Annotated in this window: 19 protein-coding genes and 1 pseudogene; 8 read left to right on the top strand and 12 right to left on the bottom strand. The window is 61.9% G+C overall.

The features are described from left to right. Positions 1-111: 111 nt before the first annotated feature. Positions 112-1311, bottom strand: coding sequence for a cytochrome-c peroxidase (locus NKI47_RS04330; RefSeq protein ID WP_352587772.1), 1200 nt, complete (start codon positions 1309-1311; stop codon positions 112-114). Between the two features lie 7 nt (positions 1312-1318). Beyond that, positions 1319-1765, bottom strand: coding sequence for a FixH family protein (locus tag NKI47_RS04325; protein ID WP_352568996.1), 447 nt, complete (start codon positions 1763-1765; stop codon positions 1319-1321). A gap of 158 nt (positions 1766-1923) precedes the next feature. Between NKI47_RS04325 and NKI47_RS04320 the strand changes: the two genes are divergently transcribed. Continuing rightward, the gene (locus NKI47_RS04320; RefSeq protein WP_352587770.1) at positions 1924-2853 is read left to right on the top strand and encodes a sugar kinase; all 930 of its coding nucleotides are present in this window, start codon (positions 1924-1926) and stop codon (positions 2851-2853) included. Here the strand turns inward: NKI47_RS04320 and NKI47_RS04315 are convergent. The 3 genes and pseudogenes from NKI47_RS04315 to NKI47_RS04305 form a co-directional block, all read right to left on the bottom strand. Then, on the bottom strand, positions 2846-3847 hold the full coding sequence (locus NKI47_RS04315; protein WP_352587767.1) for an NADP-dependent oxidoreductase: 1002 nt from the start codon (positions 3845-3847) through the stop codon (positions 2846-2848). The genes NKI47_RS04320 and NKI47_RS04315 overlap by 8 nt on opposite strands. Positions 3848-3937: 90 nt before the next feature. Continuing rightward, positions 3938-4054: pseudogene (locus NKI47_RS04310) on the bottom strand (alpha/beta fold hydrolase); the annotation flags it as partial. 17 nt (positions 4055-4071) lie between these two features. Beyond that, positions 4072-4887, bottom strand: a complete 816-nt coding sequence (locus NKI47_RS04305) for an oxidoreductase (protein WP_352587764.1) — start codon at positions 4885-4887, stop codon at positions 4072-4074. Positions 4888-4994: 107 nt separating this feature from the next. On the opposite strand from NKI47_RS04305, the gene NKI47_RS04300 reads away from it, so the two are divergent. After that, positions 4995-5579, top strand: coding sequence for a TetR/AcrR family transcriptional regulator (locus tag NKI47_RS04300; protein WP_352587761.1), 585 nt, complete (start codon positions 4995-4997; stop codon positions 5577-5579). Positions 5580-5591: 12 nt separating this feature from the next. On the opposite strand, the gene NKI47_RS04295 is transcribed toward NKI47_RS04300, so the two are convergent. After that, positions 5592-6641 (bottom strand): LacI family DNA-binding transcriptional regulator, encoded by a 1050-nt coding sequence (locus tag NKI47_RS04295; RefSeq protein ID WP_352587758.1) that lies wholly within the window; start codon positions 6639-6641, stop codon positions 5592-5594. A gap of 146 nt (positions 6642-6787) precedes the next feature. Here NKI47_RS04295 and NKI47_RS04290 point away from each other — a divergent pair, with 146 nt between their 5' ends. The 5 genes from NKI47_RS04290 to NKI47_RS04270 all read left to right on the top strand — a co-directional run bounded on the left by NKI47_RS04290 (position 6788) and on the right by NKI47_RS04270 (position 11596). After that, entirely contained in the window at positions 6788-7828 is a 1041-nt protein-coding gene (locus NKI47_RS04290; RefSeq protein WP_023676450.1) for an ABC transporter substrate-binding protein, read from the top strand. A gap of 127 nt (positions 7829-7955) precedes the next feature. Further along, complete coding sequence (locus NKI47_RS04285) at positions 7956-8993, top strand: ABC transporter ATP-binding protein (RefSeq protein WP_352568997.1); 1038 nt, start codon at positions 7956-7958, stop codon at positions 8991-8993. Continuing rightward, positions 8990-9877, top strand: coding sequence for an ABC transporter permease (locus tag NKI47_RS04280; protein ID WP_352587755.1), 888 nt, complete (start codon positions 8990-8992; stop codon positions 9875-9877). The genes NKI47_RS04285 and NKI47_RS04280 overlap by 4 nt, the downstream gene beginning before the upstream one ends. After that, positions 9870-10661: an ABC transporter permease gene (locus tag NKI47_RS04275; RefSeq protein WP_352587752.1), complete on the top strand. Its 792-nt coding sequence runs from the start codon at positions 9870-9872 to the stop codon at positions 10659-10661. Before NKI47_RS04280 ends, NKI47_RS04275 begins: the two co-directional genes overlap by 8 nt. 14 nt (positions 10662-10675) lie before the next feature. Then, a complete protein-coding gene (locus NKI47_RS04270) occupies positions 10676-11596 on the top strand; it encodes a phosphorylase family protein (RefSeq protein WP_352587749.1) in 921 nt (306 codons plus the stop codon). Positions 11597-12095: 499 nt separating this feature from the next. Here the strand turns inward: NKI47_RS04270 and NKI47_RS04265 are convergent, their stop codons facing one another. The 6 genes from NKI47_RS04265 to NKI47_RS04235 all read right to left on the bottom strand — a co-directional run bounded on the left by NKI47_RS04265 (position 12096) and on the right by NKI47_RS04235 (position 21790). Further along, positions 12096-12578 carry a GNAT family N-acetyltransferase gene (locus tag NKI47_RS04265; RefSeq protein ID WP_352454573.1) on the bottom strand — a complete coding sequence of 161 codons (483 nt, stop codon included), beginning with the start codon at positions 12576-12578 and terminating at the stop codon, positions 12096-12098. 187 nt (positions 12579-12765) lie between these two features. Beyond that, positions 12766-14502, bottom strand: a complete 1737-nt coding sequence (locus tag NKI47_RS04260) for an adenylate/guanylate cyclase domain-containing protein (RefSeq protein WP_352587746.1) — start codon at positions 14500-14502, stop codon at positions 12766-12768. A gap of 1316 nt (positions 14503-15818) precedes the next feature. Beyond that, complete coding sequence (locus NKI47_RS04250) at positions 15819-17747, bottom strand: adenylate/guanylate cyclase domain-containing protein (RefSeq protein WP_352568919.1); 1929 nt, start codon at positions 17745-17747, stop codon at positions 15819-15821. Between the two features lie 335 nt (positions 17748-18082). After that, positions 18083-19108, bottom strand: coding sequence for an aldose epimerase family protein (locus tag NKI47_RS04245; protein WP_352587743.1), 1026 nt, complete (start codon positions 19106-19108; stop codon positions 18083-18085). An 82-nt stretch (positions 19109-19190) separates the two neighbouring features. After that, positions 19191-20648: an NAD-dependent succinate-semialdehyde dehydrogenase gene (locus tag NKI47_RS04240; RefSeq protein ID WP_352587740.1), complete on the bottom strand. Its 1458-nt coding sequence runs from the start codon at positions 20646-20648 to the stop codon at positions 19191-19193. A 191-nt stretch (positions 20649-20839) separates the two neighbouring features. Further along, positions 20840-21790 (bottom strand): AEC family transporter, encoded by a 951-nt coding sequence (locus tag NKI47_RS04235; RefSeq protein WP_352470327.1) that lies wholly within the window; start codon positions 21788-21790, stop codon positions 20840-20842. 149 nt (positions 21791-21939) lie between these two features. Here NKI47_RS04235 and NKI47_RS04230 point away from each other — a divergent pair, with 149 nt between their 5' ends. Further along, complete coding sequence (locus tag NKI47_RS04230) at positions 21940-24951, top strand: caspase family protein (protein ID WP_352587737.1); 3012 nt, start codon at positions 21940-21942, stop codon at positions 24949-24951. Positions 24952-24974 lie beyond the last annotated feature (23 nt).

The raw sequence follows: 24974 nt of genomic DNA, 5'->3' as shown, positions 1-24974 counted from the left end.
TCTCTAAACGTCGCAGGAGTGAACGGCGCACCGAAGCTGCCAATCTCCCACTAGAGGGGGAGATGTCCGGCAGGACAGAGGGGGGCGCGAAGGATCGCTACCCCGCCACCCTCACTCCGCCAGCGTCTTCAGGAACGCCACCAGCGCCGCGCGTTCGCGATCCGAAAGCTGCAGCGGGTGGACCTCTGACACACCCTCGACACTTGCCGGCGCCTTCGAATAATGCGCCACCACCTCGTCCAGCGAGGAAAACTGCCCGGCATGCATGTAGGGCGGCCGGGCGGCCGCACCACGCAGCGACGGCGTCTTATACGCGCGAACGAGTTCCGGCCCGGCCTTGACCATGAAACGCAACTCGCGGCAGGCGGCGGCATCGCCGTCGCGAAAGGCGCCGAAACAGTTGAACGGATCGGCCTCGACCTGCGCCACCGCGTCGACGCGGCCGCGATCCGGCGGCAGACCCGCGACCGGCGGCACGCCGGTGTTGTGGAAGCTGCCGTCGGTAAAACGCGGGCCGTTGTGGCACGTCACGCAATTGGCCTTGCCGATGAACAGCCTCAGTCCGAGGATTTCCTCCGGCGAAAAGGCGGCGTCGCCTTTCGGCTTGGCGCCGGCCACCAAATCAATGGCAAAGCGGTCGAAGCGCGTCTGCGGCGGCGCGATCGAGCGCTCGAAGGCGGCGATCGCCTTGCCGATATTGGCAAAGACGCGATTGACCTCCTCGGCTTGCGCCCCCGGCATGGCGTTCCAGGCCGCCCTCTCGGCATCGGTGCCGAGCGGGCTGGCATTGGCCGGCACGCCCGAAAGGTCCGGCAGCGGCCCGAAGATGCGCTCGTAGCGCTCGCCGAAGCGGGCCTTGATGTAATGCGTGAAGGCGGCGCGGTTGCCGGCCTGCTCCAGCGGATTTTCGAGCGGTGTCAGCGCTTGCGCCCACAGGCTGTCGCGCCGCCCGTCCCAGAAGAACCAGGGATCATGCGCGACGCCGGCCAGCGGCATGGTCCGCCGGTTGGTGCGGCCGACGCCGACCGCTTGCGGCAGGTCGTCCTGGAATTGGCGGTCGATCTTGTGGCAGGTCGAGCAGGATACCGTGCCGCCGCCGCTCATCCCGGTGTCGAAGAACAGCGTCGAGCCGAGTGCCGCGGCGGCCGGCACGTCGGCAAAGCGATTCGTCGTGTCGGGCTTCAGCGGCGGCAGCCTCGACAGCGCCAGCGAGGCAATGGTCTGCTTTTCGGCATCGGAAAACTCTGGTCTGCCGCAGCCGGCAAGCACGGCCACCATCAGCAACGCGAGAAGACTGGAAAACCGGCTCATCAGTGGCTCACAGCACCACATTGAAGACGACAGTGTCCGAACCGGCCGCAGCGGAAATGGCAAAATGCAATTGCCACCACCCGCTCATCGTGAATTTGACCCCGTCGATGCGATAGCGCCCCGCGCCGAGGTAATCGGTCGCCTGCGGGCTGGTCGGCAGACCGTGCTTGTGCTGCGGCATGCCGCCGGAAATCGTTATCGCAGCACCTTCCACCGGCGCACCCTCGACGGTTTTGAGCGTGAGCAGCCAGGATTCCAGTTCGCCCTGCCGGATGACGCCTTTCTCGGGCTCGAAAGTCGCCGCGAACAGCTTGTTCGCCGTCGTCTTGGAACGGCCGACATCCGAGCTTGGTTGCGGCGCACGCGGCGCCGTCAGATAGACGATTGCCAGCACGCCGGCGAGCAAGGCAGCCAGGCCGAGGCCTCCAAGAAGATAACGCCATAACGATGCCAAACCCATTCCTGTTCTGCGGATAACGTTTCGCTGGGCAGATCGCGTCCCACGCCCCTGTGGGAAATCGCGCCCAGTGCAAGAATCCGCCGTCGCCAAGCATGGCGCTGCCGGCAGCAAAAAGCTACAGCACCGCAATTGCACGGATGGAGGAGTACTTCATGGCAGGAAACGGCATCGCCTCGATCGGCGAGTGCATGCTCGAGCTTTCGGGCCAGGCCGGGCCGAACTGGCGCATGGGCTTTGCCGGCGACACGTTCAACACTTTATGGGCGCTGCATGCCTTGAGCGGCGAGCGGCCGGCGACCTATGTGTCGGCCTTCGGCGACGACCCGTTCTCACGCGACCAGATCAAGTTCCTGGCCGAGAACGGCATCGGCATCGGCGCCAGCCCGGTGATAGCGGGCGCCCGCCCCGGCCTCTATGCGATCACGCTGACCGGCGCCGAACGTTCTTTCACCTATTGGCGGGCCGATGCGGCCGCAAGGCAGTTGGCTTCGGACCCAGCCGCTTTGCAGAAAAGCCTTGAAAACCAGGCGCTTGTTTATTTTTCCGGAATCACTTTGGCAATCCTCGACGACGACGCACGCACGGTGCTGCTGATGGCCGTGGCCAAGGCGCGCGCGGCCGGCTCGCTGATTGCCTTCGACCCCAATTACCGGCCGCGGCTATGGCGCCAAAGCGAGGAAGCGCAGGCCGAGATCCTCGAGGCGCTCGCCGTCGCCGACATCGCGCTCCCGACCTTTCCCGACGAGCAGATGCTGTTTGGTGATACGACACCGCAGAAAACAGCTGAACGGCTGCGAAAGCTGGTCGGCGAAGTCGTCGTCAAGAACGGCGAGGAACCGGCGCTGATCGCGCAAAACGGAACCTTGCAATCGGTGCCGGCGGTACACGTCGCCACCCCGGTCGACACCACCGGCGCCGGCGACTCCTTCAACGGCGCCTATCTCGCCGCTCGCCTTGCCAGCCATTCCCCGGCAGAGGCGGTGCTGCGCGCCCATCGCGTCGCCGCCGCCGTCGTGCAGATGCGCGGCGCCCTGGCGCCGTTCGAGACGCTCAAGGCTGCGTTCGAGGCAACTGCTATCTGACCTTGATGACGACCTTGCCCTTGGCGCGTCCTGTTTCGACATAGGCCAGGGCGTCATTGGTCGCTTCGAATGGAAAGACCCGATCCACAACCGGGCGGATCGCGCCGGCGTCGATGAGAGCGGTGATTTTGCTCAGCTGATCGCCCTGCGCCCACATGAAAAGGAACGAAAACTGCACGCCACGGCGCCTGGCTTTGGCCCGAATTCCGCGACTCAGGAAGCGCAGCACCAGCCTCAGCATCAAGTTCAGTCCCTTTTCCCTGGCAAATTCGGGATCCGGTGGACCGGAGATGGAGATGAGCTTGCCACCCGGTTTCAGCACGCTCAGGGATTCTTCCAGTGTCTTGGCGTCCTGGCTGTTCAAGACGACATCGTAGCCCGACAGAACTTTCCCGAAGTCGTCTTTCCTGTAGTCGACGACGACATCGGCGCCGAGACTTTTGACCAGATCGGCACTCGCCGCGCTCGCGGTTGTCGCAACGGTCGCGCCGAGGTGCTTGGCTAACTGAATAGCAAATGTCCCGACGCCGCCGGAACCAGCCTGAATGAAGACCTTCTGTCCCTTCTTCAGGTTTGCCCGTTCGATGAGCGTCTGCCAGGCGGTGAGACCGACCAGGGGAATCGACGCCGCCTCTTCCATACTGAGATTCTCGGGCTTCAAGGCTACGTCGGCCTCATTCACGGCAATGAATTCGGCGAATGTCCCAATCCGGCCATCGCGCGGCCGCGCATAGACCTCGTCGCCGGCCTTGAACTTGCTGACTTTCGATCCCACGCGGATAACCTTCCCAGCCACGTCGTGGCCCAGGATGAAGGGCCGGCGGTAGGGCAAGATGAGCTTGAATTCTCCGGTTTTGACCTTGGAATCGAGCAAGTTCACCCCTGCGGCATGGACCTCGACCAAGACATCGCTTTCCTGGAGCTCCGGCTCCGGCATTTCGGCCAGCCGCAGGGTGCCCTTTTTATTATACTTATCGACAACGAATGCCTTCATGGCAGTTACTTTCTAAGAATGTCTGTTGCTGTTCGGGGACGAAACAAGCCGAACGTTTTCAGCTGCATGGCCGCCCTGCGGCAAGGCCTCAGCCTCGAGGAAGGACAGCGCCTTCGGAACAAAATCGGCGTAGTTCTGAAATATCCCGCCATGCCCGGCATCCGGATAGATGACCAGATGCGCCCCCGGGATACGCCCGGCGAGATCCTCTGCCTCGCCGTTATTCAGACCGGCAGTCGGAACTGCTTGCGCAGGCTCTTGTCGAAAATCCCCGCGGGGGCAAAGCGGCGCAGCAGGCTGACCTGGCGCGCTGCCTTGCCAGCGGTATAGCGCCGCCGCGGACGGGCATCGGTCGCTGCCTTGACAACCACATCCGCCACCACTTCCGGCCGATCGGCCTTGGGCATCACATCGCCCAGCAGCGCCTTGAGCCCGGCTCGAGCCCGATCGTATTCCTTCAACAGCGAATCCGGCTCGATGCCGTTCTGGTCGAAGACGGTGCGGACGAATGCCGGCTCGATGACGGAAACGCGGACGTTGAAGGCGCGCACCTCGTGGTCGAGCGATTCCGAATAGCCTTCGAGCGCGTGCTTGACCGCCGAGTAATGAGCTGAGTATGGCGCGGGTACCAGTCCCAGAATCGAGCCGATATTGATGATGCGCCCGTCGCCGCGCCGCCGCATCGACGGCAACACCGCATTGGTCATCCGCATGACGCCGAACAGATTGACGTCGAATAGGGCTTGTACCTGTGCGACCGAGGATTCCTCGGCGCCTCCTAGCAGACCGACACCGGCATTGTTGACCAGGAGATCGATCCGGCCGGTCTGCGCGAGCACGTTGGCAACGAGCGCATTGACGGCCGCATCATCGGTCACGTCGCATGCCAGCATGGTCACTCCGCCCGGACCATTACTGGTCTTGCGGCGACTTGTCCCGAAGACAGTGAAACCCGCCCGCGCCAAGGCCTCGGCGCTGGCGCGGCCGATGCCCGAGGAGGCTCCGGTCACGATTGCGGTCTTTTCAGAATTCCCATTCATTTTTGATGTTCCAGGTTCGAGAGGTCTAGCTTATTTCCACGAATTGAATTATGGTCGTAATATCAGGTTATGAGCATAATGCAATAGCAGGACAGGAAAGAAAGACCATGCGCTACGAAAAGGGCCGAAAAGACGCGTCACGCAGCCGGATCATGGAGGTCGCCGCCGAACGTTTTCGATCTGACGGCATCGCGGCGTCCGGGCTGGCAACCATCATGAGCGACGCCGGGCTGACGAACGGCGCCTTCTATCCGCACTTCCAGTCGAAGGCGGAGCTCGTCCGTGAAAGCGTGGCGGCGGCCTTGGACGCGCAGTCGCATCAAGTGCAGGAAGCGTTGGACGCCGGCGGCCCGGAAATGGCCATAGAGGCATATCTGTCGGCCGAGCACCGGGACAATCCTGGAAAGGGCTGTGCTTCGGCCGCGTTGTTGCCGGAAATCGCGCGGCAGCCGCCTGAAACGCGAGCCCTCTATGCCGAGCGCGCTCAATCCCTGGTGCGCCAGATAGCTGAAGCTCTGCCGCAGACGAACGATCCCGAGGGCGCTGCGTTGGGCATGTTTGCAACGCTCATCGGCGCGCTTCAACTCGCGCGCGCCGTGGAAGGGACGGAATTGTCGGATCGTATCCTTGCGGCGGGAGCAGTTGCCGCAAAGGCGCTGATCCGGCCGGTTCAAGACGAGGTGGCCCCCTGAGGGCAGCCCGGATTATTCGGCCGGCTCGAATCTACCTTGCACCAAGACTGTCTCCACCGGCCCAAGCGGATTGATGATCCGGCTCTCCAGGACTTCGATAAGTTTGCGTCCAACACCCGCCATATCCACGGAATGAACTCCGATCTTTGCCGGCAGGAAGCGTGCCAGCCGCGTGCTGTCACGGGTGACGATGTGGACGTCGCGGCCTGGTGTAAGACCCCGCTTGCCGAGAGCGTGCAACGCTCCCAGAAGGCCCAGTTCGTTGGCGCACGCCAAGCCCGTTGGCGGATCTGATGACGCCAGCAAGCGATCGAACCAGCCTGCGCTCGATTCCATGGTGAACATGCCATGACCGATCAACGATTGGTCGATCGGAATACCAGCCTCGGCCATTGCCCTTCCATACCCGGAAAGACGCATGGCACTCGCCTGGTCCTCCGGAACGAGAAGTTGCAGCGCAATGCGTCGACAGCCCTTATCCATGAGCCGCCGGGTCGCCTCGTAGGCAATCTGTTCATTGTCGACATCGACATAAGGATACGCGATATCCATGTCGGTTCTTCCAAACGCGACGAACGGCATGCGTTTATCCAGCAGCAGCTTGACGCGCGGATCAGCCGACACCAGGCGCGTGATGACCAGGCCGTCTGCGCTGCGCGCCTGAAGCTGCCGCTGCACACTCTCAACGGGATCGTCGTCGGGAGTGGTGGAATAGATGGACAGACTATAACCGGCTTGCCGCGCCGCCAGCGTCATGCCTTCGATTAAAGGAAGCTTCAACAGATCGGACAGATGGTCTCGTGTTTCCATCGGGAGTACGGCCGTCAGCGTCTGCGTTCGACCGGTTTTGAGCGCGCGACCATGATGATTTGGTAAGTAGCCGACCCGCTTAGCCGCCTCCTTGACGCGGGCTATGGTCGAGGGCTGCACTTCCGGTCCATCTTTCAGAGCGCGGGAAACCGTGGTCACCGACAGGGAAAGTTCCGCGGCGATCTGCTTTAGATTGGCCATTGTTCGCCCGACTTCATTTGCGAAAGCGCCGGCTGATTTGCTGACCGCCATAACGTTACCGAATTCGACATCCCGGTCAATCGAAACTCCCGTAGGAAGCAGCTTGACTCCAGCGCATTGAGATGCAATCGTAACGTTACGATTACAAAATAATGGCTCTTTTGAGCGATGTTTGATAAAGTTGGGGAGGAGAACCTATGTCCTGGCTACGCATTTCCTTAACAGCATTCGCAATCTCAGCTGCCCTGCCCGTTCATGCGCAAACAGTCACCATCACGACCGCAGGTGGGGATTATGGTAACGCCATGAAGGAAGCCATGTGGGGCCCTGCTGCAAAAGAGCTTGGCTATGATGTCCGCGAGGAGACCCTAAGCGACGGCCTGGCCGCCTTGAAGATGCAGGTCACCTCGGGTGCGGTCACGACCGACGTCATTCACCTGGGCTCACCGGAAGGTGCCCAGGCCGCCGCACAATCGCTGCTGGAGCCACTCGACTACAAGATCATCGATCCGAAATCCGTCCCGGAGGGTGCGAAGTCCGACTACTGCTATCCGTTTGACTCCTATGGCACCGTCATGTCGTGGAACACCAAGACCTATGGCGAGAACCCGCCGAAGACATGGGCGGAATTCTGGGATGTTGCCAAATTTTCTGGCCGTCGCGCGTTGCGCGCCAATGCGCAAGACTCGATCGAGATCGCGCTGCTCTCCGATGGCGTGGCACCGGCGGACGTCTATTCCGTGCTCAGCACGCCGGAAGGGCTAGAGCGCGCCATCAAGCGGCTTGAAGCGATCAAACCAGATGTCGCCGTGTGGTGGACCTCGGGCGCTCAGTCCGCGCAGTTGCTGAAAGACGGTGAAGCGGATTTGGTCATTACCTGGAACGGACGCGCCCAGACCGTGAAAGCAGATGGCGGCGCGGCTGACTACACGTTCAAGGGTTCGGTCATCGGCACGGACTGCCTTGGGGTGCCGAAGGGAGCGCCGAACAAGGAAGCCGCGATGAAGCTCATCGCAGCGATGACGCAGCCCGCGCGGGTTGCGAAGCTGACCGATTTCATTGCCTACGGCCCAGTCAATCCTGCGGCATATGAGGGTGGCCTTATTCCCGAGGACCGTCTGAAGACCCTTGCGACCGCGCCTGAAAATGCTGGCACTTCGGTGTTTTCCAATTCAGAATGGTGGGTCAAGAATGGCGAGGCTGCCCAAAGAGCCTTCGATGAAATGATGGCCCGCTGACTCTCAGCTCTAACGCATGTCGCGCAAAAATGTGCAGCGCGCGACAACGACATGCATGAAAACAAGAACCTAAAGCGCGTCGCGTGAAGCCAGTCGAACGCGACGCGCTTCAAGGCTGGAGCACATGATGAAGTCGCTCGCGATCACCATCGAAAGCGTGCACAAGGCTTATGGGTCCTACGTCGCACTGGATGATGTTTCGCTCGACATCCAGGCTGGCGAATTCCTCACGCTGCTAGGGCCATCGGGATCGGGCAAGACCACGTTACTCATGGCTCTGGCCGGTTTTGTCCGGCCGGATTCCGGTAAACTTTTCTTGGGCGATCGAGACATCACCCGCCTGCCGCCCAACAAACGAGACATCGGCATAGTATTCCAGAATTACGCCTTGTTTCCCCACATGAATGTCATGGCGAACGTCGCGTATCCGCTGGTGCTGCGCAAGGTACCGAGAGCGGAGGCGCGTCAGCGGGCGCTTGATACCTTGGCCCGCGTGAAGCTGGATGGTCTGGCGGAGCGCAATATTGCCGCACTATCCGGCGGCCAACGTCAACGGGTGGCATTGGCGCGGGCTATCGTCTTCGAACCGCGCGTGATGTTGATGGACGAGCCGCTGTCGGCGCTCGACAAGAACCTGCGCGAGAGCATGCAGTATGAGATCCGGCGTCTGCATGATCATCTACGGATCACCACAATCTATGTAACCCACGACCAGCGCGAAGCGCTGATTATGTCTGACCGGATTGCGGTGATGAATTCTGGCCGCATCCAGCAGATAGATACGCCGCAGCGGATTTATGATCGTCCATCGACCCGCTTCGTCGCGGAGTTCATGGGCGAGGCCAACATTGTGGCCCCGGGCTCAGCGCGCAGAATCGACGGCGCCGAAGCATCACGCGAAACTCTGATGATCCGCGCCGAAAGCTTCCATCTTGATGCGAAGCTCGTCGGGGGAGACGGAGTGGCTCTCGAAGGAATACTGCGCGCCAAAGCGTTCCGCGGCGAGAACTGGCTTTTGACGCTGGCGCTTGACGGCGGGCAAGAGGTTCTTGTCTGCATTCCGGCAGCGCTGGCCGGCGGCTGCGCCGAGCTTGCCGCCGGTCAGCGGATGACCGCATATGCACCAGCAGCGAAGGTTCACGCGATACCGGGAGCGATGGCGTGATCGTCGTCCGGGACCCGGCGCTCGCGGCGGATGCGCGGCGCGAGCGGCGGTTTTTTCTTTCACTTTCGCTCCCGGCGCTGTTCATCGTTGGACTGGCGGCGATACTGCCCATCCTTTGGATCATCCGGCAATCCTTCCTGACCACCGGGGGTGAGTACACCGTCGGCAACTACGAGAAGGTCCTTTCGATCGGACTGACGTGGTCGGCGCTCGTCACGACCCTCGAACTGTCCTTGGGTACGCTGGCGGGCTGCATTCTCCTCGGCACTCCTCTGGCGCTGGCGCTGGCCAGCGTCAGACCAAGGCTGGCCAACGTGCTCATGGCGTTCGTCATGCTGCCGCTGTGGACCTCTATTCTGGTGCGTACCTATGGTTGGCTCGTGCTCTTGCGGCGCGACGGCCTGATCAACGCGGCTTTGACCGGTTCAGGCCTGACGGCGGAGCCATTGCCGCTGGTCTACAACTTCACGGGAACGCTCATCGGCATGGTGCACTACATGCTGCCACTTTTTCTGCTGCCTGTTTATGCTGCGATGCGCGATATCGACCCAAATCTCATTCGCGCGGCTGCGAGCATGGGAGCCACTCTCAGGCAGGTCATCCGCACAGTCATTATGCCGCTTTCGGCGGGCGGCATCTTCTCGGGTTCGATCATCGTCCTCATCTACGCCATAGGTTTTTTCATCACGCCGGCGGTGCTTGGCGGCGGCAAGGTAAATCCGCTCTCTACCCGGATCGAGCGTACACTATCGACCTTTCAGGACTGGGGGTCGGCAAGCGTCCTGGGCATTCTGCTCCTCGTTCTTATGGCGCTGATCGGTGTGATGTTGCTGGCGGCACGCCGTCTGGTGGCCCAGAACGCCGTGGAAGCCTCCCATGCTTGAAGCCTATCCGCAAAACAGGCTCGCCCGCATTTTGCTCTGGAGCTTTGCCGCTCTTGTCATGGCATTTCTGATGCTGCCGACGCTCGTGGTGGTGCCGCTTTCCTTTTCGGCGTCGAATCTCCTCGAGTTTCCGCCGCACGCCTACTCGTTGCGCTGGTACGAGAACTTCTTCGGCTCGGCAACGTGGATGGCCGCGCTCAGAACGAGTTTGATCCTTGGGACGTTGACGGCGTTGATCGCGGTGCCTTTCGCGCTGCTCGCCTGCATTTCAATGAATCGGCTGGGCGGAAAGACCGCTGCGGCCATCCAGAGCGTCCTGCTGACCCCCTCGATCACCCCAGGTATCCTGCTTGCGATCGGTCTCTTCTTTGTGTTGGCCGCACAACATCTGATCGGAACGCTATTCGGTGTGCTGGTCGGACATGTGGTGCTGGCCGTTCCGGTCGCCTGCATTGTGTTGCTACCCGCTCTCGCCCGCTTTGACTGGAACCAGGTTCAGGCGGCGCGCAGCCTCGGTGCAAACTGGGCCAGGTCCATTGGCGGAATCATCGTTCCGCAACTTCGGATCAGCTTGCTGTCGGCGACATTGATGGCGTTCCTGACTTCGCTCGACGAGTCTGTGATTTCGATCTTCATCGCAAGTGGTCGCAACAGCACGATTCCGAAGCTTATGTTCCTGTCGCTGCGCGATCAGATCGATCCGACCATTGCGGCGATCTCGACATTGTGGACCGTCATCGTCGTGGCCGTGGTCCTGATTGTGACCCTTCGCCAAAAATCCTGACCGAGACTGGAAACATGCCCACCAATTACCATGCAGCCGACGATCTGACGGATCATTCGACGGACATCCCTCAGGTAGGGTTGGCCATCATCACAGGGTCGGCAAACTGGGGGCTTGCCTTCCCGGAAGATGTCGAATTCGATGGTGTGCGCACCTTGCGGCGCGACATGAGTTTTGAAACACCTTTCGGTCGCACCGACAACTGGAAGCTGCTCGAGTTCGATGCGTCGATCACAGCGGAAGGGAGAGCAAAACGCGCGCTGTGCATGTATTCGCACGGCAATCCCCGCGACCGTATCGACCATTCCTGCCATCGCCGCGCGTTCTGGGTATTGATGCGGGCGGGTGTACGGCAAGTTCTCGCCTGCTCGACTGTAGGCGCCGTCAACAAGGCGATCCAGCCGGGCGACATGATGGTGACCGCCGATATCATTGAACTGACGCAGACCCCGTTTTCACTGCTTCCTGACCGTCAGAGCTTTGACTGTTCGGGCAAGCAAATCGTGTGTCCAAGATGTGCGGCGGTTCTGGTCGAAACGGCCCGCCGTCATTGGCCAGCCGAATGCCGCGTTTATGGCATCGAACAGCAGTTGGTGGCTGCCCATTGTTATGGGCCCCGGCTGACAACGCCTGCCGAAGCCTTGGCATATCGGGGCATGGGGGCGGATGTACTCAACCATTCCATCGCCCCTGAGGCGACCTTGTCGCGCGAGATCGGCGCGTGTTTCGTGCCTTGCGCGTTCGTGACGGCGGGCTTCAACGACTATATGGATCGCAATCGCCAGAAATTGCTGCAGGAGGACGTGCTGCCCAGTCTCTCCATGACAGCCTCGCGGGTCGCGCTGGAGACCGCCGCGCGACTTCCCGCTGATCCGGAATGCTCCTGTCACGGCTTGAAGTCGCCTCAGCCGAAAGAACGCTCCAGCCGGTTCTGAGACGACCTTGGTGCGCCGGATAGCTGAAGCTCTGCCACCGACCAAGAATCCCGAGGGCGCTGCATTGTGCGTGTTTGCGACGTTCGAAACGCTGAGGGCGGCGTTTGAGGATTACGGTCAAAACTCAATCAGACTGGCTGCCGCCAATGGCCCAGATGGGCGGAACTTGCCGTTTGAATTAGTCGGCGGGAATGAGCACAGAGCGCCATTTGCTGACAATCATGGCGCTTCACCATTGCGGTCGTTCTCGCTACGACCTGATGCGGACCCGAAGCGGATGGTCGTTTGATCCGGTTAAACTCAACGCGCCACCCTACCACGTGCGCCATCTCGAGACGTTCGCGAAAACCTCCACGTCGGTCGCGACTCGACCATGGAGCGGAAGTACAGGCGAAGTACTGTTTCGTTCGAGATGGCCTGGTTCAATCTCCAGCATCCTCCTCCTGCCATACTGGCCGGAGCGAGTGCCGGCCGCGAGCGAGTGGCCTTTGAGCGTAGCTCAGAGCGTCTTGCTCATCATCAGGATCGGAACCGGAGCGCCGCCACGGTCATCGACGAATTTCTCGGCGGGTTGGTAGCCGCAGGCTCGATAGAGCGGCTCTCCTGCCATCGTGGCTGCCAGATCGGCACGGCGGAAGCCCTCAGCCTTAGCGGCACGTTCACACAGCGAAAGGATAAGGCGGCCGACGCCTCGCCGGACAAAGTCCGGATGCGTATACATGGCTCTGATACGCGCCGCGTCCGTGGCTGGATCAAGCAGTGCCGCGTTGCGTCCCGGTGACTGATCACCACCATACATGGTCGTGCGCCGGCTCCAGCCACCGCACCCTGCCAGGACGCCGTCGTGCTCCACGACGAAATAGGTGCCATCATCGACAAGCTGCGTGTCCAGCCCCATGATTGCGCGGCTGGATCGGATCTGGTCATCGTCGAGAAACGGTTTCTGGAGTTCGGAGATCGCTGCATCCATGAGCGCAATCATGGAAGCGAGGTCCTCGCGTCGCGCTATCCGGTGCCGAAAGTCTTCACTGGCCATGTTCAAGCACACCGTGAGGCGAAACAAACGCACGATATGGCGAATTTCGTTCCGTCAGAAGACCAAAATATTCGCTGCTGCGGCAGCCTTGGGACGCCTGTCGACAGCAGGCCGAAGGTATAACCAATGACAGTCATTCTGGCAGCCCCGCCATGCGATAGCCTTCCACGATATGCCGGCGCACGTCTTCGGCTGGGAATGGCTGCGAATCCGACCAGTGCCGGATAGTGAAGTGCGGATTGCTTATCATGAACATTTTCGCCTCCCAGCGCGCTTCCTCCAAACGGCCAAGTTGCGCAAGGCTTGCTGCAAGCAGGCGTCGTGAAGTCGTGCGATAGGTTTCGGGCCTGCGCAGCGTTTGGATCGCGGATTCGTAGTCGCCCATGGCATATTGGGCCTGGCCCAACATCCAGTAATACCAACCGGGCGGGTGAGGGTTGAGTCGCAGTGCCCTGCGGACCTGCTCTATGGCTTCGGCAGGTCGCCCCTTTTCCGTCGTCAACTCGGCCCGCATCGCCCAAGCGTCGGCGTGGTTGGGGTCCAGCTCGTGGGCAGCATCGAATTCGGCATCCGATTCCACCCAGCGACTCTCATGTCCCAGTATGACGCCCAATACCCATCTGTTCCCGGCGTCGTTCGGGTCGAGTTCGACCGCCAGCTGTGCTTCGGCGAGCGCTCTTGCGCGGTTGGGGTCCATCGGTTCGTCCCAGAACTCCCAGCCCAGCCAGAGGTTGAGTGCCAGCCAACGGTGCGCCTCCGCGTATTCCGGGTCGAGCGCGATTGCCCGGTTCAGCAGCAAAATGGCCTCTTTCGCGGTGAGCGCCGTTTGCAGGCCAAGGGCCCGGGCACGCACACAGAGATCATAGGCCTCCAGGTTGCTCGGTCTGTTGCGCGCCGGCGCGGCGATCAGGCGGCCAACCAGAGCCTCGCCAATCTTGCCGGTCACCTCGTCCTGAACGGCGAAGATATCTTCTAGGCTCCGGTCGAATCTTTCGGCCCAAAGGTGGTCACCCGCGATCGCGTCGATCAGTTGGGCGTTGATACGCACCCGTCCAGCGGCCCGCCGTGCACTACCTTCAAGAAGATGGCGAACTCCCAGTTCTCGCGCGATGCGACGCACATCCACGTGCCTGCCTTTGTATGCAAATGCCGAGTTGCTGGCGATGACGAACAACTCGCTTGTCCTCGACAGATCCGTGATCAAGTCTTCGGTGAGGCCATCGACAAATGCCTCCTGCTCCGGATCATTGCTCATGTTCATAAAGGGGAGGACGGCAATGGAGGGCTTGGCGGGGAGCTGCAGAGGCGCTTTCTCCGCGAGCCCGCCATCGTCCGATGCGGTCGACAGCCGGATCCGGTAGACAGACACTGGTTCGGTGACGTTCTTGATCGCTTGCGGACCAAGTTCGTCGAAGCCGCAATCGAGCTTCCGCTTGACTTGGTCGTAGACGCTGCCGGACACACAGACATCTCCTGCCCCGGCCATTGCCTGGAGCCGCACTGCGACAATGACGCCGTCGCCGAACAGATCGCCGTCCTCGACAACGACATCGCCCAGATTGATGCCGATATGCAGGTAGATTCTCCGGTCGGCGGTCACACCCTCGTTTGCGGCCGCCATCCGCTTCTGAAGGTCCACGGCGCATGACACGGCGTTCACCGCGCTTCCGAACTCGACCAGAACGCCATCACCCATCACTTTCACAATACGGCCATGACGGTCGCGGACGAGTGGTTCGAGGATTTCCTTCCTCCTCCTCCTTAAAGCGGCCAACGTTCCTTGCTCGTCCAGGTCCAGAAGTCGACTGTAGCCCACCACGTCGGCAGCCAATATGGCGGCAAGGCGGCGTTGGGCGCGTTCTTCGGCCATTTCGCGTTGCTTTCATTGAAAGCAGAAGAGCGAATTTTATGCCGCCCATTTCAAAAGTCTATCAGGTTGACTTCGAGGCTCGATCGCCAAGCAGCTACATAGGGTGATCGCGCCTGTCGATTGTCCCCACTGGGGCCACGACTTGCGCTTGGGGCTCGTCTTGGAGAAGGTCAGCAAGGGGTCAGTGCCGAGTGCCGCGAATGTCGGCTATCGGGCGGTGAAATGGGCTGACGAAGGGCAGCTCAGGGTCAGATCGCGTCATGCGACGCTCGCAACTGATCGACTGCAAGGGTCGGAACTCGGTCGTCTTAGAGTGATTTGGGTTTTGGCGGCTAGAGCGACCCGGCATGAGGTGGTCCGGACTGTGAACGAGGGTGTCGGCAGAGCGCGTCTCATAGGGGGCCACAAGCCAGTGCCCCGCCGCCGACAAACACCGGCGGGCGGGTGCCTCGGGGACACGATGGTAGATTGCCAATGCGTTCGCGGGTGTGGCCTTAAGTCGCAAACTATTGGCTTCAGAAGCAGGGCGTCGGGCTTCATTGACGGTGCTACCAACACCATATGGTCCGTAGCCCTCCCAAACGAGAGAAGCTCGCCCCGACGGGTCGCACTGCGGCCGTCAGCCGGCAATTGCTGTGAACTAGGAAACCATCATGCCTGAAAATATCAGACTAACTTCGAGAGACGTCCCTCTCATTCAGCTAGGCCTCTATCAGTGCCGCTTCCCGGTGAGCGAAGACCCGTCAGTACCCGGCGGCTATCGTTTTTGTGCTGGGCCAACTTCGCCGGATCGCGTCTACTGCGATCACCACCACCACATTGTGACCGCCGTGGACCCTCGTCGAGCCCGTTCGGGTCTCCACCTCGCTCAACGACGCGCCGCGTAAGTCTGGCTGGCGGCGGCCTCCCGGCCAGGCGCTATGCGCTCCAATGGCTACGACCTTTCCGTCGGCTCGGTCTGGCCCATCCTCCCTTATGCCGTCTTCGCCGATGTCTCCCCCTTCGCCCGATTGAGAACGACGACTTCTCGCCGAAGCGATCGCTTCGGAATGCCGTCGTAGCCCGACCCGAAGCTCAGTGAGCTTTTGTAGAGGTCGAGGGTCCAATCCAACGTCTGGACTCCACTGGAGTGCCTGCACTCGAGAGAGATTGGCTCTCCGGCAGCCGATAAGGACCCAAATTTAAGCGCCACTTGCCGCCATTCATCGTTTGGCCAGTGAACTGTCGCTTTCGATGCACAGCGGTCGTTCCTGGCAACGCGCGCCGTTCGCGCGCTGGCGAGCAGCGGCCCTCGCCTTTCTTTGCACAGGGGTGTTCTATGGCTGCCCGAGAGGCTTCGCCTCCCCCGCCTCGCATTCCGACAATCGCACAGGTTTGGCGAGTTTCGCCAGCGCCTCGGGCTTGGCGCAAGCCGGAAAGCCGGCGAGCGGCATTGTTTCAATAAACCGGCTGCGCTCTTTAGTGCTCAAGCCCACTTCATTAATCATGCTCTCGACGGTCAGGTCCGGGTACTGCTTGAGAGTTTCCCTAACCGAAGCATTCGCCTCATCCATTCGACCCAGAGCCGCAAGGGAGCTGCTAAGCACCACCCACTTCCACTTGTCGTAGTTGTTAGGCGTCATGCGCTCCAGCATCTTCAACGCGTCCTCATATCGGCCGGCCATAAAATAGGCAGGGGCGAAGAAGTTGGACGTCCACATCGGGTAGTTCGGGTCGAGCCGCATTACTTGGTCGACCATCTGAGCGCCGCGTTCGGGTTCATTGAAGCGTGCCGCAAAGCCGGTATAGAATGTCAGGATTTCGGACGAACCGGGAGCTAGACGAAGGGCCGTGTCCAGCTCAGCCTTGGCGCGGGCGTTGTCGCCCTTCTGGCTGAGGCTCATACCAAACACGGCGTGTGCCTCAGCGTCACTTGGATCGAGCCGCACCGCGCGTTCGGCCACATCGGCAGCCGCCTTGATCTCGCTCTCGGGATTGATACCGAAGCCAGCCAATATACCATGAGCATGATAAAGTTCTACCCAGGCCCGGGCCAGCCCGGGGTCCAGCTCAACGGCGCGGTTGAGAAGCGCGATGGCCTCCTCCTCATCCGCTATGGTGATCTTTTCAATCTTCTCGGTCCCGAGCAGATAATAATCATAAGCATTCAGGTTTTCAGGTCGTTTACGTTTGGCCGCGGCCCGCCCGGCCGCCTGAATCAACCCTACGCCGCCGCCCAGACGGTTGGTGACTTGCTCTGCGATCTCGGTCTGGACGGCGAAAACGTCCTCAGCAGGCCGGTCCCAACGATCCGACCAAAGATGGTTGCCGGTTTGTGCATCGATCAACTGCGCGGTGACCCGCACCCGCCCATTTTGCCGCTGGATAGAGCCTTCTAGTACGAAGCCGACATGGAGCGCACTTGCTACCTGGCGGGCATCCACCGGCTTGCCTTTGTAAACTTCCGTCGAATTCCGGGCCACGACCTCAAGTTCGGGAAACCGCGCGAGGTCGGTTATGATATCCTCAGTCAAGCCATCGGCCAAACGCCCGGTGGCCTCGTCGCCGCCATAATTATTGAAGGGCAGCACCGCGACCGATGGCTTGGCCCCCAGCGGCGCGGGCTGAAAGAACCACCAGGTCCCTCCACCCGCCAGAGCCAGCACGACGATGGCCGCTGCAGTCGTCCTGGTCCAGCGCGGCATCGCCTTGCGTAAGGTCCAACGCACCCGCTTGCCATCGAGCCTCAGTCGGTACATCCGCACGGGGCGGCTGATGTTCTTGACCTGCTGCTCGCCGGCGAAATCGAGGGGCAAATCAAGCTTGCCCTGCAGATGGTCAAAGGCCGTGCCCGATACGATCACGCCGCCCGGCTCAGCGAGTTGCTGCAACCGCGCGGCGACATTGACGCCGTCGCCATAGACATCGCCGTCAACCAGCGCAACGTCGCCCAGATTGACCCCGATGCGGAACACGATGCGCTCAGGCTCTGGCAGACCTTCATTGCGCGCGGCCGCCGCGCTTTGGATTTCCGCTGCGCAGGCGACTGCGTCGACCACGCTTTCGAAGGCGACAAGCGCGCCATCGCCCATCAACTTGACGACGCGGCCATGGTGCTGGGAGATGGCGGGGTCGAACACCTCGGAACGAACGGTTTTCAATCGCTCAATGGTTCCGGCCTCATCGGCCTCCATCGCCTTCGAGTAGCCAACCATATCGGCCGCCAGGATCGCCAGCAGCTTCCGATTGAGAGGGGGAACCGCCATATGCGCCTCTTTATGGCACAACCCTACACCCATGGAAGCGTCGGAGCCAGAACGCGCCGTTGGCCGCGCGGTGAATGACCGCTCGTCAGCCGTTCCTGACTTTCGACCGGGTGCGGATGAACGTCTTCAACGGGTCAACTTGCGTCGTCAGGGCTCTCGGCGTCAAAGGTCCGAGAGGGTTCGAAGTCGGTCGTTCAGAGTGATTGCGTTTTGACTCCAGAGCGCCGCGCGTCATTGGACGCGCAAAGGACGCTATAACACTTTGAATTTTGCATGATCCTTTCCGAACCGGAGGTCAGCGCAGCAAAACCATGCCGGTTTCCGGGGGTCATGCCCTAAGGCAGCCTGAACCGGTATTCCGTCACGTGATGATAGATCTGGCCCGGCCACAGCGTGGCTTGCGGGAAATACGGCCGGTTCGGCGCATCCGGCCAGATTTGCGGCTCCAGGCAGAAGCCCGAAAAGGCCTTGTACTGGCGTCCGCCCAGTCCAGGCGAGGACGGTGCCAGATACTGGCCGGTATAGAGCTGGACACCTGGCTCGGTGGTCCAGAGCTCCATCTCGACGCCGGAATTCGCGCCTTGCGCCCACGACGCCTGCTTCAGCGGCCCGCGCGTCGAGGCGAGGCAGAAATTCTGGTCGTAAGGGAGCTGCTCGCCCTCGGTCTCCATGCGCAGCGGCCGCGCCTGGCGAAAATCGAAGGGCGTGGCGTCGACCGGCTTTACCGTGCCTGTCGGAATGAGATCCGCGTCGACCGGCAGATAGGCGCCGGCATTCAGCATCAGCCGGTGATCGAGAATGTCGCCGGCGCCGCCGTCGTCCAGGTTGAAATAGGAATGCTGCGTGAGGTTGCAGAGCGTCGGCTCCTCGCAGGTGGCGGTCAGTTCGACGCTGAGCGTGCCCGGGATCTTGAGCCGGTAGGTGCAGGTCACGTCGAGCGCCCCGGGAAAGCCCATCGTGCCGTCCGGGTCGTGCAGGGTCAGCGTGACAAAATCCCTGCCATGCAGCGAAACCGCCCAGGCCCGGCGCGAAAAACCTTGCGAACCGCCATGCAGCGTGTGCTTTTCGAGGAAATTGCGCTCGGTCTGGTAGCGTTTGCCGGCAAGCGTGAAGCGGCCGTCGCGGATACGGTTGGCATAGCGCCCGACGACAGTGCCGAAGAAGGCGGTGTCCGTCTCATAGTGCTCGAAACGATCATAGCCGAGCACCAATGGCGCCTCGTGCCCGGCCAGGTGCAGATCCTGGATGATCGCACCCAGGCCGATGATGTTGGCGGTAAGGCCGCCGCCACGAATGGTGAAACGGCGGACTTCCTCGCCCGCCTGCGTCGTGCCGAAAACCTCGCCGTCCTTCATCGCCATGCCCGCAAGTTCATTGATCGATGCCAGCCTGGCCTTTTCCGAAGCGGCTCAGGGTCTTTTTCGGCATTACCGCATGAGGCTTCTAGAGACCAAGTCCGCCGATGCAGACATATTTGGTGTCGAGATAGTCCTCGATGCCCTGATGGCCGCCTTCCTTGCCGAGGCCCGATTCCTTGACGCCGCCGAACGGCGCCTCAGGTGTGGTGATGAGCCCTTCATTGACGCCGACCATGCCGTATTTGAGTCCTTCCATGACCCGGAAGGCGCGGCCGAGATCGCCGGTGTAGAAGTAGCAGGCCAGGCCGAACTCGGTGTCGTTGGCGAGTGCCACGGCCTCTTCCTCGGTCTCGAACTTGAACACCGGCGCCACCGGGCCGAAGATTTCTTCCTTCATGAAGCGCATCTTCGGCGTCGCATTGGCGATCACCGTCGGCTGGAAGAACGAGCCGCCGAGCGCGTGGCGCTTGCCGCCGGCGACGACCTTGCCGCCCTTGGCGGTAGCGTCGGCAATCAGCTCCTCGACCTTCTCCACCGCCTTCTCATCGATCAGCGGCCCCTGCTGGACGCCGTCTTCGAGGCCGGAACCGACCTTCAGTCCGTTGCTCGCAGCAGCCAATTTTTCGACGAACCGGTCGTAGATGCCGGCCTGCACCAGGAAGCGGTTGGTGCAGACGCAGGTCTGGCCGGAATTGCGGTACTTGGCGGTGATGGCGCCGGCGACGGCCCGCTCGATGTCGGCGTCGTCGAAGACGATGAACGGCGCATTGCCACCGAGCTCCATCGACACTTTCTTGACGGTCACCGACGACTTCTGGATCAGGATCTTGCCGACCTCGGTCGAGCCGGTGAAGGTGATCTTCTTGACCAGCGGGTTGGCACAGATCTCGTCGCCGATCTCACCGGCAGCGCCGGTCAGGATATTGATTACGCCTTTGGGGAAGCCGACTTCCTCGGCAAGCGCGCCCCAGGCAAGGCCGGAATAAGGCGTCTGCGACGCCGGCTTGACCACGGCGGTACAGCCGGCGGCAAGCGCCGGGCCAAGCTTGCGGGCCAGCATCGAGGATGGGAAATTCCACGGCGTGATGGCGGCGACGACGCCGACCGGTTCCTTGGTCACCAGGATACGGCGGTCAGCCCAGGGCGACGGCACGACGTCGCCATAGGTGCGGCGACCTTCCTCGGCGAACCACAATATGTAGGACGCGGCCGAGCCGATCTCGCCCTTCGATTCGAACAGCGACTTGCCCTGCTCGATGGTTAGTAGTTCGGCCAGCACGTCCTGATTGTCCATCATCGCGTCGTGCAGCTTGCGCAACAGCTTCGAGCGTTCGAGCGCGGTGGTCTTGCGCCATGTGTTGAAGGCAGCGTCGGCGGCCTCGATGGCGCGGCGGGTCTCGGCCTTGCCCGACTTCGGCACGGTGCCGATCTTGAGGCCGGTGGCAGGATTGTTGACGTCGACCGTCTGGCCTGAATCGGCCTGCACCCATTCGCCATTGATGAGATTGGCCTGCCGCATGAAATGGCTGGTTTTCTGAAGCATGATCTCGCCTCCGTTCGGCACCTGGCGGGCCGGTCGCTGATTTCGTGAATGGACGTGCGCGATAGCATCGCTAGAGCCACTGCTCTTAGCCCAGGGCAAGCCCCGCAAGCAATCACAAGATGGCATATAGGGTTTGGGCCAGCCAAAGCGAGAGGCGATGCAGCCGGGTTCTTATCCAAAAACCCGGGCTCTTATCCAAAAACATGGACGACCACTGTCAGCCAAAACGCAGTGGTCACGACCGCACAGGCGGTGGCGATGGTCATCTGGTTCGACGCCAGCGCCTGGCCGGTGTTGAACTGCACCGCGATGAGATAGGAATTGATGCCGGACGGCAACGCCGCAACCATGACCGCCACCTTGGCCGTCAATGGCGGCAGGCCGATCAGCCAGACCAGGCCGAGAACCAGCGCCGGCATTAGGAACAGTTTCAGCGCCGACAGCGCCAGCGCCGGCCTTACATTGCCGGAAATGCCGAAACGGCGCAGGCTGAGCCCCATGGCGAACAGCGCCACCGGGGCGGCCGTGCCGGCCAGCGCGTCGCTCAGCCGCGTCGCAAGCACCGGCAGCGGCGCACCGGTGAAGCGCCACGCCAGCCCGGCCAGTATGCCGATGATCAGCGGATTGATGAATACCCTCCTGAGAAAGCTCCTGACGACGCGGAGCGGATGCACAGGCTCGCTGCCGCCGCGGCCGAACATCTCGAAAAGGATGATCGAGGCCATCATCATCACCGGCAGGTGAATGGAAACGAGCAGTGACAGCACTTCGAACCCCGCCGGCCCGAACACGCCGATGATGAAGGGCGCGCCGAGCAGGACGACGTTGGAGTAGGACGACGACACGCCGCCGACGACGCCGGCGCGGGCGTCCCGCCCGAAGATGCGCGTAATGACCAGATGGCCGGCAGCCCAGGTAAGCGCCACCGCCGCGAAATAAGCGCCCCATAGCGACCACGGCGCCACGCCGTGGAAATCGGCCTTTACCATGGTCTGGAACAGCAAAAGCGGCATTGCCACGTTGATGGCGAATTCGGATACGCCCTCGCCGCTCGCCGGCTTCAAATAGCCGGTCAACCCGGCAAGATAGCCGAGCCCGACGAGACTGAAGACGAAGAGGACGGTTTCGGTAAGCGGAGACATTTTTCCCGTGATAGGCGAGCCCCGGCGGCGGCGCAATCGCCCTTCCCTCGCGAATGTACCGGCCAACAATCCGGCCGCTCGGATCTTGCCCGAATTTGCTCATGGTTGGATGCCAGCGCTATACAGGGTTGTCGGGGGACACGCGGCGAATGGGCCTTGTCGGAAATCAGCACTTCTTCAAGCAGGCGTGGCTGACGGCTTTCGTCGGCGCCATGCTTTGCCTCGTGGTGACCTCGGCTCATGCCGCGGAGCCGGCGAGCCTCAAGGGCGTGGCGCTGATTGTCGGCCAGTCGAAATACCAGCACATAGCGGCTCTTCCCAACCCCGCCAACGACGCCCGCGACATCGCCAAGATGCTGACCGATCTCGGCTTCGACGCGCGCAGCGTCACCGACCGCGACACGGCAAAGCTGAAGCGCGACCTCGAGCGTTTCGCCGAGGATGCAGAGGACGCCGACGTCGCCTTGATCTACTATTCCGGCCACGGCATCGAGGCCGGCGGCGAAAACTATCTGGTGCCGGTCGACGCCGACGTTTCTTCATTGAAGGACGCCGATCAGGCCCTGGTGCCGATCTCCGCCGTCATGGACGAATTGAAGACGACCGTGCCGGTAACGATCATGCTGCTCGATGCCTGCCGCACCAACCCGTTTCCGGCGGATGCGGTGCTGCGCCGGGCGCCGACGGCCTCGGCCTCGCCGATCAGCGCCGGCGGATTGGAGCCGGTGCGCGGTGCCAGGGCACTGGCAAACGCGACCGCGACGGAAAATCTGGGAACGGTGATCGGCCTTGCCGCCGAGCCGGGGCGGCCGGCACTCGATGGCATCGTCGGCGAAAACAGCCCCTACGCAGCGGCACTTCTGCGCCACCTCGCGGCGATGAAGGGCACCGAGTTCGGCTCGGTCATGCGCATGGTGACCGAGGAGGTCTATCTCGACACCAAGGCCAAGCAGCGGCCATGGGTCAATGAAAGCCTGCGCCGGCTGCTCTACTTCGGCGTAGCACCGCAGGAACCGACCGGCGACGACGGCCTGATCACCGGCGAGCGGCGGCAATTGCTGCTGACGATCGCCGAGTTGCCTGACCCCAAGCGGGCACAGGTGGAACTGGCCTCGCTGCAGGACGGCGTGCCGCTCGACGCGCTTTATGGCGTGTTGAAGGCGCTCGGCACCGAAAAGATGCCGGAGGACCCCACCGACCTGCAAAAGCTGCTCGACGCCCAGGCCGAGCGCCTGAAGAAGATGATCTCCGAGCGCGACGCGCTGCGCACCGACGACCCCGAGATCAGCCGCCTCGTCGCCTCGGCCGACAAGGCGATCGGCCAGGGCGCCATCGTCACTGCGCGCAACTTCCTCGACCAGGCGGTGGGCCGGGTCGAGCAGGCCAGCGGCGTGGTCGACCGGGCAGAGGATCTGGTCAGGCAGAAGCGTCTTGCCGACGCGGCGATCTATGCCAGGCGCGCCGACGCTTCGGCGCTGGTCTTCGACTATCTGTCGGCCGCCAACGATTACGGCAAGGCCTTCTCGCTGGTCGAGAGATGGGACGACAGGCTGCGCTGGAACTACAAGAACCAGGAGGCGGAAGCGCTCAACGCGCATGGCAGCGCCACCGGCGACAGGCAAGCGCTGCAGCACGCCATCGACGCCTACCGCGTCATCCTGAACTTCATCCCCAATGGCGAGCAGAACCGCGACTGGGCGATCACCCGCAACAACATGGCTGTGGTGCTGCAGACGATCGGCGAGCGCGAGCGCCAAATCGACCGGCTGGAAGAGGCAGCGAAGATCTTTCGCGATTCGCTTGCCGTGTTCGAGCGCGAGAAGGATGATCTCAACTGGGCGGCCGCCCAGAATAACCTGGCCAATGTGCTGTTGAAGATCGGCGAACGCGAGAGCGACCCGAAACGCCTGAACGAGGCGGTGGTGGCGATGCGCGCCACGCTGGAGAAGCGGCCGCGCGACAAAGTCCCGCTGGACTGGGCCGCCTCGCAAAGCAACCTTGGCCTTGCGCTTTACGCGCTTTCGGAACGCGAACCGGGCGGCGAGCGCCTGACCGAGGCCGAGGCCGCCTACCGGCTGGCGCTTGAAGAATACACGCGCGAAAAGGCGCCCGTTCAGTGGGCGATGGTCCAGAACAATCTCGGCAATACGCTGGTGTCTCTCGGCACGCAACGCAACGACAAGGCGAAAATCGACGAGGCAGCCGCGGCATTCCGCGCCGCGCTCGAAATCCGCACACGCGACACCTTCCCGCTCTCCTGGGCGAGCAGCCGTCTCAATCTGGGTAACGCGCTGAGCAGTGCTGCCCGTTTCGATCTCGGCACCGGCCTGCTCGAAGAGGCGGCTGCCGCTTATGGCGATGCGCTGACCATATTCACACGCCAGCGCTTTCCGACGGATTGGGCTTCGGCGGAGAACAATCTCGGCTCGATCTACCAGACGCTCGGCCAGCGCACGCGCGATCCTGCCAGGCTTGAGCAATCGGCCGCTGCATACCGGGCGGCACGGCGCGTCTATACCAAAAAGGAGTTTCCGCTCGACTGGGCGATGACCCACTACAATCTCGGCAACACGCTGCAACTGCTCGGCGGCGTGACCGACAAGCCGGTGCACTACGAGGAGGCGATCGAGGCCTATCGCGATGCACTTCGCGAATACAAGCGCGAGACGACGCCGCGGCAATGGGCACTGGCGCAGGCCGGTCTAGGCTCGGCGCTGCAATGGCTGAGCATGAGCGAGGCCGATCCCGGCAAACTGGCCGCTTCGATCGCCGCGCGCCGGGCAGCGCTGGAGGTGCTGACCTTCGAGAACTCGCCCGTCGACTGGGCAAACGCCCAGAACGGCATCGGCATGAGCCTGATCAATCTCGGCAATCTCGAACGCACCGGCAAATATCTGGACGAAGCCGAAGCCGCCTTCGAGGCAACGCTCAAGGTCTTCACCCGCGAAAGCCAGCCGATGCAATGGGCCTTCGAGCAGAACAATCTCGGCGACGTCCACTGGAACCGCGGCAGCTATGGCGGCGGCAATGCCGAATTCCAAAAGGCGATCGAATTCTTCGAGAACGCCAAGCAGGGCTTTACCGAAGCCGGCTACACACTCCCGATCCCGCTGACCGACCGCAAGATCGATCTGGTGAAGAAGCAGATAGCGAAGAAATAGGCGTCTCGGCCGCAGGTTGCACT

The sequence above is a fragment of the Mesorhizobium sp. M0633 genome (assembly GCF_040320645.1).
In the GTDB taxonomy this organism is placed as follows: domain Bacteria; phylum Pseudomonadota; class Alphaproteobacteria; order Rhizobiales; family Rhizobiaceae; genus Mesorhizobium.
The sequence above is the reverse complement of the archived record's forward strand: the minus strand, read 5'-3'. Positions and strand labels throughout refer to the sequence as shown.

Coding starts and splice junctions, on each gene's coding strand:
- NKI47_RS04265 (WP_352454573.1), bottom strand. CDS start 12,578: ATGATTGCGCTCATGGATGCAGCGATCTCCGAACTCCAGAAACCGTTT.
- NKI47_RS04305 (WP_352587764.1), bottom strand. CDS start 4,887: ATGAATGGGAATTCTGAAAAGACCGCAATCGTGACCGGAGCCTCCTCG.
- NKI47_RS04235 (WP_352470327.1), bottom strand. CDS start 21,790: ATGTCTCCGCTTACCGAAACCGTCCTCTTCGTCTTCAGTCTCGTCGGG.
- NKI47_RS04285 (WP_352568997.1), top strand. CDS start 7,956: ATGAAGTCGCTCGCGATCACCATCGAAAGCGTGCACAAGGCTTATGGG.
- NKI47_RS04270 (WP_352587749.1), top strand. CDS start 10,676: ATGCCCACCAATTACCATGCAGCCGACGATCTGACGGATCATTCGACG.
- NKI47_RS04245 (WP_352587743.1), bottom strand. CDS start 19,108: ATGGCGATGAAGGACGGCGAGGTTTTCGGCACGACGCAGGCGGGCGAG.
- NKI47_RS04290 (WP_023676450.1), top strand. CDS start 6,788: ATGTCCTGGCTACGCATTTCCTTAACAGCATTCGCAATCTCAGCTGCC.
- NKI47_RS04295 (WP_352587758.1), bottom strand. CDS start 6,641: ATGGCGGTCAGCAAATCAGCCGGCGCTTTCGCAAATGAAGTCGGGCGA.
- NKI47_RS04300 (WP_352587761.1), top strand. CDS start 4,995: ATGCGCTACGAAAAGGGCCGAAAAGACGCGTCACGCAGCCGGATCATG.
- NKI47_RS04230 (WP_352587737.1), top strand. CDS start 21,940: ATGGGCCTTGTCGGAAATCAGCACTTCTTCAAGCAGGCGTGGCTGACG.
- NKI47_RS04315 (WP_352587767.1), bottom strand. CDS start 3,847: ATGAAGGCATTCGTTGTCGATAAGTATAATAAAAAGGGCACCCTGCGG.
- NKI47_RS04250 (WP_352568919.1), bottom strand. CDS start 17,747: ATGGCGGTTCCCCCTCTCAATCGGAAGCTGCTGGCGATCCTGGCGGCC.
- NKI47_RS04320 (WP_352587770.1), top strand. CDS start 1,924: ATGGCAGGAAACGGCATCGCCTCGATCGGCGAGTGCATGCTCGAGCTT.
- NKI47_RS04330 (WP_352587772.1), bottom strand. CDS start 1,311: ATGAGCCGGTTTTCCAGTCTTCTCGCGTTGCTGATGGTGGCCGTGCTT.
- NKI47_RS04240 (WP_352587740.1), bottom strand. CDS start 20,648: ATGCTTCAGAAAACCAGCCATTTCATGCGGCAGGCCAATCTCATCAAT.
- NKI47_RS04275 (WP_352587752.1), top strand. CDS start 9,870: ATGCTTGAAGCCTATCCGCAAAACAGGCTCGCCCGCATTTTGCTCTGG.
- NKI47_RS04260 (WP_352587746.1), bottom strand. CDS start 14,502: ATGGCCGAAGAACGCGCCCAACGCCGCCTTGCCGCCATATTGGCTGCC.